At 42.6% G+C, this 14,123-nt stretch carries 10 protein-coding genes; 6 read left to right on the forward strand and 4 right to left on the reverse strand.

From position 1 onward, the window contains the following. Positions 1–22 precede the first annotated feature (22 nt). Positions 23–712 (reverse strand): (d)CMP kinase, encoded by a 690-nt coding sequence (gene cmk, locus ACHUFW_RS18940; RefSeq protein WP_394205292.1) that lies wholly within the window; start codon positions 710–712, stop codon positions 23–25. Between the two features lie 187 nt (positions 713–899). Next, positions 900–2,180, reverse strand: coding sequence for a 3-phosphoshikimate 1-carboxyvinyltransferase (aroA, locus tag ACHUFW_RS18945; RefSeq protein ID WP_394205294.1), 1,281 nt, complete (start codon positions 2,178–2,180; stop codon positions 900–902). A 382-nt stretch (positions 2,181–2,562) separates the two neighbouring features. On the opposite strand from aroA, the gene ACHUFW_RS18950 reads away from it, so the two are divergent. Further along, positions 2,563–3,756, forward strand: a complete 1,194-nt coding sequence (locus ACHUFW_RS18950; RefSeq protein WP_394205296.1) for an amino acid aminotransferase — start codon at positions 2,563–2,565, stop codon at positions 3,754–3,756. 85 nt (positions 3,757–3,841) lie between these two features. On the opposite strand, the gene serC is transcribed toward ACHUFW_RS18950, so the two are convergent. Both serC and gyrA read right to left on the reverse strand, forming a co-directional pair. Further along, entirely contained in the window at positions 3,842–4,933 is a 1,092-nt protein-coding gene (serC, locus tag ACHUFW_RS18955; protein ID WP_394205298.1) for a 3-phosphoserine/phosphohydroxythreonine transaminase, read from the reverse strand. A gap of 387 nt (positions 4,934–5,320) precedes the next feature. Beyond that, the gene (gene gyrA / locus ACHUFW_RS18960; protein ID WP_394205300.1) at positions 5,321–8,023 is read right to left on the reverse strand and encodes a DNA gyrase subunit A; all 2,703 of its coding nucleotides are present in this window, start codon (positions 8,021–8,023) and stop codon (positions 5,321–5,323) included. A 300-nt stretch (positions 8,024–8,323) separates the two neighbouring features. Here gyrA and ubiG point away from each other — a divergent pair, with 300 nt between their 5' ends. From ubiG to yfaE, 5 genes are all read left to right on the forward strand, one after another. Further along, on the forward strand, positions 8,324–9,037 hold the full coding sequence (gene ubiG, locus ACHUFW_RS18965) for a bifunctional 2-polyprenyl-6-hydroxyphenol methylase/3-demethylubiquinol 3-O-methyltransferase UbiG (protein WP_394205302.1): 714 nt from the start codon (positions 8,324–8,326) through the stop codon (positions 9,035–9,037). Beyond that, positions 9,030–9,746, forward strand: coding sequence for an HAD family hydrolase (locus ACHUFW_RS18970; protein ID WP_394205304.1), 717 nt, complete (start codon positions 9,030–9,032; stop codon positions 9,744–9,746). The genes ubiG and ACHUFW_RS18970 overlap by 8 nt, the downstream gene beginning before the upstream one ends. 387 nt (positions 9,747–10,133) lie before the next feature. Beyond that, on the forward strand, positions 10,134–12,422 hold the full coding sequence (gene nrdA, locus ACHUFW_RS18975; protein ID WP_394205306.1) for a class 1a ribonucleoside-diphosphate reductase subunit alpha: 2,289 nt from the start codon (positions 10,134–10,136) through the stop codon (positions 12,420–12,422). 66 nt (positions 12,423–12,488) lie between these two features. Beyond that, positions 12,489–13,619 carry a class Ia ribonucleoside-diphosphate reductase subunit beta gene (gene nrdB / locus ACHUFW_RS18980; protein ID WP_394205307.1) on the forward strand — a complete coding sequence of 377 codons (1,131 nt, stop codon included), beginning with the start codon at positions 12,489–12,491 and terminating at the stop codon, positions 13,617–13,619. Then, on the forward strand, positions 13,588–13,974 hold the full coding sequence (gene yfaE / locus ACHUFW_RS18985) for a class I ribonucleotide reductase maintenance protein YfaE (RefSeq protein ID WP_394205309.1): 387 nt from the start codon (positions 13,588–13,590) through the stop codon (positions 13,972–13,974). Before nrdB ends, yfaE begins: the two co-directional genes overlap by 32 nt. Positions 13,975–14,123 lie beyond the last annotated feature (149 nt).

Here is a 14,123-nt window from a genome sequence, read left to right on the forward strand (position 1 = left end):
AATGGCTTAAAGACCCTGCAAATTATGCAAGGTCTGTTAATTTATCTTCAATATGGTTTAGACATTGCGTTAGCACTTCGTCGATACTCACACCCGTGGTGTCGATCACTAACGCATCATCTGCTGGAACCAATGGAGCAACCGGACGATTCATATCGCGGTCATCACGCTCTTTGATCTCAGCCAAAAGACGGTCGATATTAACATCGAAGCCCTTGTCCTGCAACTGATTATAGCGTCTTTGGGCCCTTTCTTCAGCTGAGGCCGTTAAATATAATTTTGCTGGCGTAGTTGGAAAAACCACCGTCCCCATATCTCGACCATCTGCGATAAGACCAGGCGCTTCATTAAACGCACGCTGCCGACGTAATAATGCTTCTCTAACACGGGGGAAAGCGGCAACTTGCGACGCTGCATTTGAGCACTCTTGGCTACGAATAGCCTTGGAGACATCTTCTCCTTCGAGCACTACCTTGATGCCATTATCTTTACTGGTAATAAATTGCACATCGAGGTGAGCGGCAAGTAATGCTAATGATTCTTCATCTTCAACGCTCACATTGTGATGCAAAGCGGCTAACGCCAAAACACGATAGATTGCACCACTATCAAGAAGCTTCCATCCTAAACGGTCGGCTAATAGCTGACTTATGGTACCTTTTCCAGCACCACTAGGGCCGTCGATCGTGACAATAGGAGCCCGCTGTGACATATGATTCTCCAAAATAAAATCCATCATCCCTAAAAGATTTTTAGTTAATCCAAAAAATGAGCGCGCGCATTATACACCAATCGGCAACATAAAGCGGTAAAAAGTTGCGGTTAAAATGAATTTGATTCAGCAAATAGACAGGAAGTGGCGCCAGCATTGTGCTGCCGCCACTGATTAAAATAACAGATTATTTTGCCAAACTAGCAAACTGATTAAAATAATCTGGGAAGGTCTTGGAAGTACAATCTGGATCGTTAATTGTAATGCCACATTGGGCAAACGCTAACATAGAGAAACACATTGCCATACGATGGTCATTATAAGTGTCGATCTCAGCCGTATTTAGCTCAGCTGGCGGCGTAATGGTGATATAGTCATGCCCTTCATCAACTATCGCACCGACTTTTCTCAATTCCGTTGCCATTGCCGCTAAACGGTCTGTTTCTTTAATACGCCAATTATAGATATTGGTCATACGCGTTGTGCCCTTGGCAAACAATGCCGCAGTGGCTATGGTCATTGCCGCATCTGGAATATGATTCATATCTAAATCAATGGCATTAAGAACGCCACCTTTAGCAATGATATAATCATCACCCCAGATGATTTCAGCACCCATCTTTTCTAATACATCGGCAAATTTCACATCGCCCTGGATACTTTTAAGACCGACACCAGTAACCTTAACTTCACCACCTTTAATCGCACCAGCAGCGAGAAAATAAGATGCAGATGAAGCATCACCTTCCACAAGTACCGTACCAGGTGACTGATATTTTTGACCACTTACAATCTCAAACTGTTTATAGTCATGATTGATCACCTTAACCCCAAACTGAGCCATTAACGCTATGGTAATATCAATGTAAGGCTTAGAAACGAGTTCACCTTTAATGTGAATCGTCACACTGTCTTTAGCCAGTGGCGTGACCATTAACAGCGCAGTTAAAAACTGGCTTGAAAGATCACCGGCTATTTCAACAGTGCCACCATTAAGTCCTGTTGCATTGATTGTTAACGGTGGAAAACCATCATTTTTAAGGTAGGTAACGTCCGCCCCTAGTGTTCGTAGGGCATCAACAAGATCGCCAATAGGACGCTCTTCCATACGAGGTTCACCGGTTAAAGTAAATTGCCCTTCACCAAGCGCCAATGCAGCACATAAGGGACGCATTGCGGTACCCGCATTGCCCAAAAATAGCGTTTGCGCTTCGGATGTAGTTAGCGGCCGCCCTAACCCTTCAAGCTCACATACGGTGTTGTTTTCAGAAAGCGTAAATTTAACGCCTAATTGCTTAAGCGAAGCTAACATATAACGTATATCGTCAGAATCCAGTAGATTGGTCAGTTTAGTTTTACCTGACGCTAATGTAGCTAATAAAAGTGCTCTGTTAGAGATACTTTTAGATCCTGGAATATTAATGGTGCCCTGAACTTGCTGAATAGGTTCTAGTCGTAATTGTTTCATTGATCACTTCTTTAACTGTTGGCGAGTCTGCCTCGCGGTTTTAGATTTACCATCACGACAAAATGGTGGGCTGTTCAAAACATACTTTAATGGCTTTGAACCTCGTGGTTATTAAATTACTGATTAAGGCGTAGGATTCAACCATTTTTTACAATTTCGACATGGATTAGTGTGTTTTTATTTCAAAGTTGCTTTTTTCTCAATAGAAATGGCGATTTTCAGCGCATTTTTGTGAGATATGGAAAACTGGCAGGTTAAATTGCCATTCTAATAATTCAGATAACTTCAAAACAAACTGTTTTCCCAATAGCTAATTCGTTTATGCTTAGCCTAATAACAACAACGGCGCAGCCGATCCTCTAAACAGATTAAGGTAGGACCCATGAAGTTTGACTCTCTCTCGCCTATGCCAGCCGATCCCATCTTGGGATTGATGACTCAATACCGTCAAGATAGCCACCCTCAAAAAATAGATTTGGGTGTGGGTGTATACAAAGATGAGGCTGGAAACACCCCTATTCTTGCTTGTGTTAAAGCCGCTGAACAGCACCGAATCGATACCGAGGAAACAAAAGTTTACATTGGGCCTACAGGCTCTGCGGATTTCAACAGCCTAATAAGTGAGCTTTGTTTCGGTATTACTCATCAAGTGATCGAGCAAAATAGAGTAAGAACTGTATCAACACCTGGCGGAACAGGCGCGTTACGTGTAGCTGCAGACTTCATCAAGCGTGTTAATCCAAATGCCGTTATATGGGTAAGCGATCCAACTTGGGCAAACCACACTGGGTTATTTGAAGCTGCGGGGATCACTGTAAAAACTTATCCCTACTATGATCATGAAAACAAAACACTAAAATTTGAAGAAATGCTAGCTTGCCTAGAGCAAGTATCGAGTGATGATGTTGTGCTACTTCATGCTTGCTGCCATAACCCAAGTGGCATGGATCTTACCCAAGCTCAGTGGGATCAAATTGCGGTTTTAGCAAAAGATAAAGGGTTTACCCCACTTATCGACATGGCTTACCAAGGCTTTGGCGACGGTGTTGATGCCGATGCATACGGCGTTCGAAAAGTTGCTGACACTGTAAGTAATTTAATTTTATGTAGCTCTTGCTCTAAAAACTTCGGTTTATATCGCGAGCGCATTGGCGCATGCAGCATCGTCGGTAAAGATGCTAATGCTGCCGATATCGCTTTTTCAGTGTTACTTTATGTTGTTCGTTGCATCTACTCCATGCCACCGGCGCATGGTGCAGCCATCGTTGAGACCATTTTAGCTTCTCAAGAGCTAAAACAGCAGTGGCTGGATGAATTAGCTGTTATGCGCAACCGTATTAATGGCAACAGACAGATGCTAGTCGATCAATTGAAAGCACTTGGAGTAAAAAGAGATTTCAGCTTCATTTCTAACCAAAAAGGCATGTTTTCTTTCTTAGGGATAACACCGGATCAAGTTGCTGAAATACAAACTAAACACAGCGTTTATATGGTGGACTCAAGTCGTATTTCTATTGCAGGTATTGGCGAAGGCAACGTTGAGTACTTAGCAAAATCGATAGCTGATATTTTATAATCCAATTGCTAAGGTTCAAGTAAAAAAAGGGTCTAACATTAGACCCTTTTTTATGAAAGCAGATATTTAGCAGCAGGTAGAAAAACTAACTATTTTGTGCTTCAAATTGCTGCATAAATTGAATTAACGCTTCAACTCCACTCAGTGGCATCGCATTATAAATACTTGCTCTCATTCCGCCGACACTACGATGCCCTTTAAGAGCAACCAAATTATTGGCCTTAGCTTCTGCTAGAAAACGGTCATTAAGGCTCTCATCGGCTAAGTAGAAAGTGACATTCATTTTCGAACGATACTTCGCGCTAACCTTGGTCAAATAAAATTCACTACTATCTATGTACTGGTAGAGTTTTTCGGCTTTTATTTCGTTTTGTGCGGCAATTTGTTTAACACCACCTTGTTGCTTCAACCATGCAAACACTTCTGCAGCTAGATACCAGGCAAAAGTCGGAGGCGTGTTGTACATAGAGCCGTGTTTAACTGCTAAACGATAATCCATAATGGACGACTGCGGTAAGCTGGGTAATTGCAGCATATCATCACGCACGATAACGATGCTTAATCCAGAGGGACCAATGTTTTTCTGGGCGCCAGCATAGATCAATCCAAAGCGACTGACATCTATTTCTTGCGACATGATATTTGACGACATATCAGCGATAACAGGCCAAGGACAATCTATGCTATCAAATATTTCGATACCATCAACGGTCTCATTTGGACAGTAATGAACATATCGATAATCAGTGTTAATCGCATTAAAATCGGGTAGTTCTACTGTCACTAGCTCATTGTCTTTATTCACTATTTCGACAACATCAATGCAGTTTTCACCCGCCAGTTTTCTCGCTTCTTCAACAGCAGCTGATGACCAACTACCATCGACAAGATATAAAGCTCTACCATCATTACCTAAAAAATTATTCACAACGGCTGAAAACTGGCCGCGACCACCACCATGCATAAACAACACATGGTAATTTGATGGAATATTCATTAGCTGACGTAAATCAGCTTCTGCCTGCTCAGTTAATGCAATAAACTCTTTACTGCGATGACTGACTTCCATGACTGACACACCTAAGCCATTCCAGTTTAATAACTCCTTTTGTGCCTTTTCCATCACCTCAGTCGGTAACATTGCAGGTCCCGCACAGAAATTATATGTCACGCTCACTTAGCTCTCCTTCAAAAAAACTGTGATTTAATACCAATTGGCATAAAGATGTGATCGCTCAGCGAGAGTTTGTCACTTCTGAGACAAGGCAACGAATGAAGAACATAGTTACGCTACGTTCAAGTTCGTTTATACAGTATCAGAAGTGCTAAAACTCGCCCTTTGGGCGCTTTTTTGGCTGCCTACTTCTTCGTTGAATAACTTCCCAATAGAACCACTATTACTTAAGTTATTCGTCTCTAACTCGTTTGCCAAAAATAGCTCTGAGGAGATCACTTTCTTATGCCGATTGGTATAATATATTGCTTGTGGTGTGTAACTATTTTTATTTTATTGGGTTAAAACAAAACGAGCGCCCAATTGGACGCTCGTTTATCAAACTAAAAATTAGCCTTCAGTCTGTTCATCAGTATCTGGCTTTGCTTCAGTTTCTGCTTGAGCATTTTCGCTATCTTCAGTCGCTACGATGATAGGATTACCCTCTTCATCTAATTCAACTTGCTCCTGAATTTCTTCAATTCGCTGCAGACCAACTACTTGCTCATCTTCTGCGGTGCGGATGATTGTCACACCTTGAGTGTTACGACCAATAATTGATACGCCTTCAACAGGTGTACGAACTAAAGTACCTTTATCACTGATAAGCATGATCTCATCGTTAACACCAACTTGCACCGCGCCAACAACTGCACCGTTACGTTCGCTAACTTTAATTGAAACCACACCTTTAGTGCCACGGCTCTTAGCTGGGTATTCAGACAGCTCAGTACGCTTACCGTAACCATTTTCAGTAACGGTTAGAATTGCACCATTTTCTTTAGGTACAATCAGCGACACAACCTCTTGGCCTTCTTCTAGCTTAATGCCTCGAACACCGGTTGCAGTACGGCCCATAGCTCGTAGTGCAATCACCTCTTCGCCGGTTTCAGGATCAATCTTCACTTGACCGGTTTCAGCATCACGGGCTTTTTCGTTAAAGCGAACCACTTTACCTTCGTTAGAGAACAACATGATGTCGTTACTGCCGTCGGTGATATCAACACCAATTAACTGATCACCGTCTTTTAGGTTAACGGCAATGATACCGTTAGCACGTGGATTGCTATATGCAGTAAGCGCTGTTTTCTTCACCGTACCGTGTGCAGTCGCCATAATGATATATTTATCATCAGCATATTCACGAACCGGTAGAATTGCTGTAATACGCTCACCATCAGCCAGCGGCAATAAGTTAATGATTGGTCTACCTCTAGCTTGGCGACTTGCCAATGGCAATTGGTATACCTTCAACCAATACATCTTACCAAAGTCTGAGAAACACAAGATGGTGTCGTGAGTATTCGCCACAAGTAGCTTCTCAACAAAATCTTCATCTTTTACTTTGGTTGCGGCCTTACCTTTACCACCACGTCTCTGCGCTTGATAATCAGTCAGTGGTTGATACTTGGCATAACCTAAGTGAGATAGGGTTACGACAACATCTTCTTCATTGATCAAGTCTTCTAAACTAATATCAACGGCAGAGGCATTTAACTCAGTACGTCGCTCGTCACCGAAGTTCTCCAGTACTTCTTGCAGCTCTTCTTTGATCACTTCCATTAAGCGCTCAGGGCTACGAAGAATAAATAGCAAACCAGCGATAAACTCAAGCAACTCTTCGTACTCACTAAGAATTTTTTCATGCTCTAGACCAGTTAGTTTATGTAAACGAAGGTCCAGGATAGCTTGTGCTTGTTGCTCAGTAAGGAAGTAGTTACCATCACGAATACCATACTCTGGTTCTAACCACTCAGGGCGCGCTGCATCATCGCCTGCTTTTTCAAGCATGCCTTGTACATTACCAAGCTGCCAACCTTGGGCAACAAGCTTAACTTTTGCTTCAGCCGGAGTTGGTGACGCTTTAATAAGCTCAATGATTGGATCGATATTAGCTAAGGCAATCGCCAATGCTTCAAGAATATGGGCTCTGTCGCGGGCTTTACGTAACTCAAATACAGTGCGGCGAGTAACAACTTCACGGCGATGAAGGATAAAGCACTCAAGCATCTCTTTAAGATTAAATAGCTTAGGCTGACCATTGGTCAGGGCTACCATATTGATACCAAAAGAGGTTTGTAGTTGAGTCTGTGCGTACAAGTTATTCAGAACAACTTCGCCAACTTCGCCACGCTTAACTTCAATAACGATACGCATGCCGTCTTTATCAGACTCATCACGTAGGCCACTAATTCCTTCGATTTTTTTATCTTTAACAAGCTCTGCGATTTTTTCAATCAAACGTGCTTTGTTAACTTGATAAGGAATTTCCGTAACAATAATACGTTCACGGCCGTTCTCTTCAATTTCAACTTCTGCACGCGCTCGCATCACGGCTTTACCGCGACCAGTGCGATAAGCATCCTCGATGCCCTTGCGACCGTTAACAATCGCTGCCGTTGGGAAATCAGGACCTGGAATGTGTTCCATTAACTGCTCGATCGACAAGCTTGGCTCATCAATCAAGGCTAAACAGCCAGAAATGACTTCAGATAAGTTATGTGGCGGGATGTTGGTAGCCATACCAACAGCAATACCTGAAGAGCCATTAACCAACAACGCTGGGATTTTAGTCGGTAATACCGCTGGAATGTGTTCAGTACCATCATAGTTAGGTACGAAATCAACAGTTTCTTTATCTAGGTCAGCAAGTAGTTGATGCGCTAACTTGTCCATGCGGATTTCGGTATAACGCATTGCCGCTGCCGCGTCACCATCTACTGAACCAAAGTTACCTTGGCCATCAACAAGTGTGTAGCGCATAGAAAATGGTTGCGCTAGACGAACAATCGTATCGTAAACAGCTGAATCACCATGAGGGTGATATTTACCGATCACGTCACCCACAACACGGGCAGACTTTTTATACGGTTTGTTCCAGTCGTTTTTAAGTTCGTTCATCGCGTATAAAACGCGGCGATGAACCGGTTTCAAGCCGTCTCTTACATCAGGTAGAGCACGCCCGACGATTACGCTCATTGCATAATCTAAATATGAATTCTTTAATTCGTCTTCAATATTAATTGGTGTTATAGATGAAGCCAGATCAGTCATAAACTGCTCGATCCCTTGAAATTTAGCCTACTCGAATTTGCTTACTTTATGTACGCAATCATAGTAAAGCCTGAAAACGTGATTTGGCATTCTAACACAGTTATTTATTGGTGCTAGACCCTAATGAAATTTCCGTAGAAATAACTGCAAAGTGTTTAAAAGATTGACCCAAATCAAAACGCTAGCAACTTATACGCGACTGTTTACTATATCGACAATTCCGCCCCTTTTGCCGCTAGGCAACCGACAATGTATCGGTATAATGCTTACATAACTCGTTAGCTTATATAAGGTACGCTCGTGGCAGATAATCTAAATGTGGATCCGCAAGAGATTGCAAAATTCGAAAAAATGGCCGCAACCTGGTGGGATTTAAACGGTGAATTCAAACCACTGCATAAACTCAATCCACTTCGCCTTAATTACATCGACCAAACCGTTGGCGGTCTGTTCGGCAAGAAAGTCATTGATGTTGGCTGTGGCGGTGGCATCCTTGCAGAAAGCATGGCACGCATTGGCGCGAATGTTGATGGATTAGATATGGGTGAAGAGCCACTCGAAGTTGCAAGGCTACATGCATTAGAGTCACAAGTGACCATCAATTATATACAAAGCACAGCTGAAACTCATCGCGACACGCATCGTCACGCCTATGACGTCGTCACCTGCATGGAAATGCTGGAACATGTGCCAAACCCAAGCTCAGTGATTCAAGCTTGCGCTGATATGGTAAAACCAGGTGGATATGTATTCTTTAGCACCATCAACCGCAATATCAGAGCCTATATAGAAACAGTCATCGGTGCTGAGTATCTATTAAAAATGCTACCCGTCGGCACCCACGATCATAATAAGTATATTAAACCTGCTGAATTAATTGCCATGGCAGATAACGCAGAGCTTATTTGTACCGACGCTACTGGCATTACTTATAACCCTCTCACCGACATTTTTAAGTACACAGACAGTTTAGATGTCAATTACATGATAGCGACGCGTAAAATAGATGAATAAACTTAATGTACCTGAACACAGCAAAGTCAGTGCCGTGTTATTTGATTTGGATGGGACGCTAGCTGACACGGCAGACGATCTGGTCGCTGCGCTTAACCTAGCGCTAGCAGATTTTGGTTACGATCAGGTTTCTCTTGCCAAAATGCGTCATGTTGCATCGGACGGTAGCCTAGCCATGGTTAAAGCCGCAGCAAATGGCTTAGATGATGAAAAGTTAGAAGCGCTTCGTCAAAGCTTATTAAGCCATTATGCCAGCGTTAATGGTCATCAAGCACGATTATTTGCTGGTATTGACTCGCTATTGACGCAGTTAACAGAGCGAGGAATCGCTTTTGGCTTAGTCACCAACAAGCCCGCACGCTACACCCGACCATATATGGATCAAATCGGATTAACTGAAAAGATGAGTTGCATCATCAGCGGTGACAGTACGGCCTTTTCCAAACCGCATCCACAGCCGATGCTTTTAGCTGCACAGCAAACTAACGTAGCTCCGGAACATATTCTCTATTTAGGTGACGCGAGACGAGATTTAGAAGCTGCTCAAAACACCAATATGCTTGGTGGCGTTGCCGGTTGGGGGTATATAAAAGATAACAGCCAAGCTTTGGATTGGCCTCATCACTTCTTCTTTAATGAAGTAGAAGAAATTATCGGCGCCATTGATAGCTTAAACCAGCAATCAACGCAATTTGATAGTGTGAATTAAGAATAACTAAAACCGCGTAAATCGGATCAAGAGATCGACTAAACGATCTTGCGATCCGAACAATTATAATTAGGCGGGCAAAATTTACCCATCAATCTTAAGTCGCTAGAAAAACAAGCTTTAAAGGTTAGTTGTTACTAACCCGTGACATTATCCTCAAGTTATCCACAAGATACCCCCTAACTTCACACTTGCATTATCGCGACAACCTCACTATCTTGTACCTAACAAAATAAAAAGCACCATATATTGTGTGTAGGTAACAATCAAAGCACTAAAGGACATGGATGTGCATAACGTCTTTTTCTGTTGCTAGATTGTTTTTATATAGAAACAAAGGGCCATTTCACGGTCCTTTTTTAAGCGATATTAACAGGCCTATCTTTAATGAACAGCAATATGAAAGTCACCAAACGTAGTGGCGAGCGCGAGACCATTGATTTAGACAAGATCCATCGAGTGATCACTTGGGCAGCCAAAGGTTTAAACAATGTTTCAGTTTCAGAAGTAGAACTTCGCTCTCACCTGCAGTTTTTTGACGGCATTCCTACCGAAGCCATCCATGAAACCATTATTAAAGCAGCTGCGGATCTAATCTCACCAGAATCACCAGATTACCAGTTTCTAGCAGCACGTTTGGCTATCTTCCATTTGCGTAAAAAAGCCTTTGGCCAGTTTGAACCACCTAAGCTGTATGACCATGTTGTCGGTCTTGTGGAAATGGGGAAATATGATGCGCATATTCTTCAAGACTACACCCGCGAAGAAATTGACACGCTAGATAGTTATATCGATCATTGGCGCGATATGAACTTCTCATACGCCGCGGTAAAACAGTTAGAAGGTAAATATTTAGTTCAGAATCGTGTTACTCACGAAATCTACGAAAGTGCACAGTTCTTATATATCTTAGTTGCGGCCTGTTTATTTGCTAAGTATCCAAAAGAAACACGCTTGAAGTACATCAAAGACTTCTATGACGCAACATCAACCTTCAAGATTTCTCTGCCCACTCCGATTATGGCGGGTGTGCGTACACCGACACGTCAATTTAGCTCATGTGTGCTAATTGAATGCGGTGATAGCTTAGATTCAATTAATGCCACGGCTTCATCGATTGTGAAATACGTATCTCAGCGCGCCGGCATCGGCGTCAACGCTGGACGTATCCGAGCTTTAGGTAGCCCAATCAGAGGTGGAGAAGCATTCCACACCGGCTGTCTACCATTTTTCAAGTATTTCCAAACAGCGGTTAAGTCTTGCTCACAAGGCGGCGTTCGTGGCGGAGCTGCAACACTGTTTTATCCACTTTGGCATTTAGAAGTGGAATCACTGCTGGTTTTGAAAAATAACCGTGGTGTCGAAGACAACCGTATTCGTCATCTTGACTATGGCGTGCAGCTAAATAAATTGATGTACCAACGTTTGATTAAAGGCGAATACATCAGCTTATTCAGTCCATCTGACGTACCTGGCATGTATGATGCGTTCTTTGAAGACCAACAGGAATTCGAACGTTTATATTTAAAGTATGAAGCCGATGAAAGCATCCGTAAAAAGCAAATTAAAGCGGCAGAGTTGTTCTCTTTAATGATGCAAGAACGCGCATCAACGGGTCGTATCTATATTCAAAATGTTGACCACTGCAACACGCACAGTCCGTTTGACTCTCGTGTAGCGCCAGTGCGTCAATCTAACCTATGTCTAGAAATTGCATTGCCAACTAAACCATTGAACAACATCAATGACCCAGATGGCGAAATTGCATTGTGTACGCTTTCAGCGCTTAACCTAGGTGCGATTAAAAACCTAGAAGAGTTAGAGCCATTAGCTGATCTGGCTGTGCGTTCGCTTGATAGCTTATTAGACTACCAAGATTACCCAATCACGGCAGCGCACAAGGCGTCGATGAACCGTCGTACTCTAGGTATAGGTGTTATCAACTTTGCTAATTACCTCGCCAAAGAAGGCGTGCGTTACTCAGATGGTTCAGCAAATAATATTACCCATAAGACGTTTGAAGCAATTCAATATTACTTGCTAAAGGCATCGATGAATTTAGCCAAAGAACAAGGTGCTTGCCCATCGTTCCACGAAACCAATTACGCCAAAGGTATTTTGCCGATTGATACCTATAAGCGAGATTTGGACAAAATTTGTGATGAGCCACTGCATTTGGACTGGGAAACGCTGCGTGAAGAGATTAAACAGCATGGCCTGCGTAACTCAACATTGTCAGCACTCATGCCATCAGAGACTTCATCGCAAATCTCTAATGCGACAAATGGTATTGAGCCACCGCGTGGTTTAATCAGCGTAAAAGCCAGTAAAGATGGGCAATTAAAGCAGGTTGTCCCTGATTTTGAGAAATATCAGTATAGCTATGAGCTGTTGTGGCAAATGCCTGGTAACGAAGGTTATCTTCAACTGGTTGGTCTAATGCAAAAATTTGTCGACCAAGCGATTTCAGCCAACACTAACTATGACCCGACACGCTTTGACGGTCAAAAAGTGCCAATGCAGGTATTACTAAAAGATCTGTTGCTCGCCTACAAATACGGCGTTAAAACACTTTATTATCATAACACTCGAGATGGTGCATCCGACAAACACGACGACATCACTAGCATCGAAAAAGAAGATGATAGCTGTGCCGGTGGCGCGTGTAAGATTTAACGCACAAATCCTCGTTAATTAGATAAGTACGTGGGGGCAAAGCTCCCACTTAATGGAAGAGTAAAAATGGCCTATTCAACTTTTTGTCAAACACCAAATAACGCCTTATTAGAGCCGATGTTTATGGGGCAGCCGGTTAATGTTGCGCGTTACGACGTACAAAAGTATGAAGTGTTTGAGAAATTGATAGAAAAACAGCTATCATTTTTTTGGCGTCCTGAAGAAGTCGACGTCAGTAAAGATAAAATTGATTACAATGCCCTACCCGAGCATGAAAAGCACATTTTCATCTCAAACTTGAAATATCAAACTTTACTTGACTCTATTCAAGGTCGTTCACCAAACGTTGCTTTTTTGCCTTTGGTCTCTCTACCAGAATTAGAAACATGGATTGAAACGTGGTCGTTTTCAGAAACCATTCATTCACGTTCATACACGCACATTATTCGTAATATTGTGAATGACCCATCTATTGTATTTGATGACATTGTCGAAAACGATGAGATTTTAAAGCGCGCAAGCGATATCGCTGTTTATTACGATAACCTCATCAACCTGACTCAAGCTTACAATTTGCATGGCGAAGGCGTCCAAGAAATTAATGGTGAGTCGATTAACGTCACCCGCCGTGAAATCAAAAAAGCCCTTTACCTATGCATGATGTCAGTCAATGTGCTAGAAGCTATTCGCTTCTACGTCAGCTTTGCCTGTTCATTTGCTTTTGCAGAACGAAAAGTGATGGAAGGTAACGCAAAAATCATTCGTTTGATTGCTCGAGATGAAGCATTGCACCTCAACAGTACTCAACACATCATCAAGTTAATGCAAGGTGGTAAGGACGATCCTGAAATGGCAGAGATTGCCAAAGAGTGTCAAGCTCAAGCCACAGATATCTTTGTAAAAGCAGCAGAGCAAGAGAAGCAATGGGCTAAATATTTGTTTAAAGATGGCTCGATGATTGGTCTAAACGAACAAATTTTATGTCAATACGTCGAGTACATTACCAACGAACGTATGCGCTCAGTTAACTTGGTTAGCCCTTATGAAGAAATTTCTAACCCGCTACCTTGGATGAAGAACTGGTTAGAAAGTGACTCTGTACAAGTTGCGCCACAAGAAGTAGAAGTGTCTTCTTACCTGGTTGGTCAAATCGATGCCTCTATCGATGAAGACGAGTTCGCAGATTTTGACCTATAACCTGATCAAAAAGGCTCCTATTGTAAGCCTAAAAGGCCAACCCGTGTTGCTGTATACTCAGCAACACGCAAGCCTTCTGCATGCGCTTGAAGCCAAAAAGGTGAAGGTATTTTCAGAATGTCGTAATGGCTTTTGTGGCGCATGCAAAACCAAAGTGATAAGCGGAAAAGTGCGATACCACACAGAGCCGTTGGTAGAGCTTGAAGCAGATGAGTGCTTACCCTGCTGCTGTCATCCTGATGGCGATATTGATTTAGCGCTATCAACTAAAGGTGCGGATGTATTTCCCGTCCGAACTCACTCCGTAAATGACAACCAAGACACCATACCGCTAGAGCCTCTGACAACCGACTAATCTAACCAAGTTAAAAGCTTACAAGATCACAGCTTTTCTAATTAAGTCGACAACGAGCAACCATTGACCTAACCACTAAAAACCCACTGATAAAAATACTCAGCTTGGCGTTGTAGTAAGATCTGATAGATTGCGCATTTAGATAGCTT

Source organism: Shewanella waksmanii (assembly GCF_043643685.1).
GTDB lineage: Bacteria > Pseudomonadota > Gammaproteobacteria > Enterobacterales > Shewanellaceae > Shewanella > Shewanella waksmanii_A.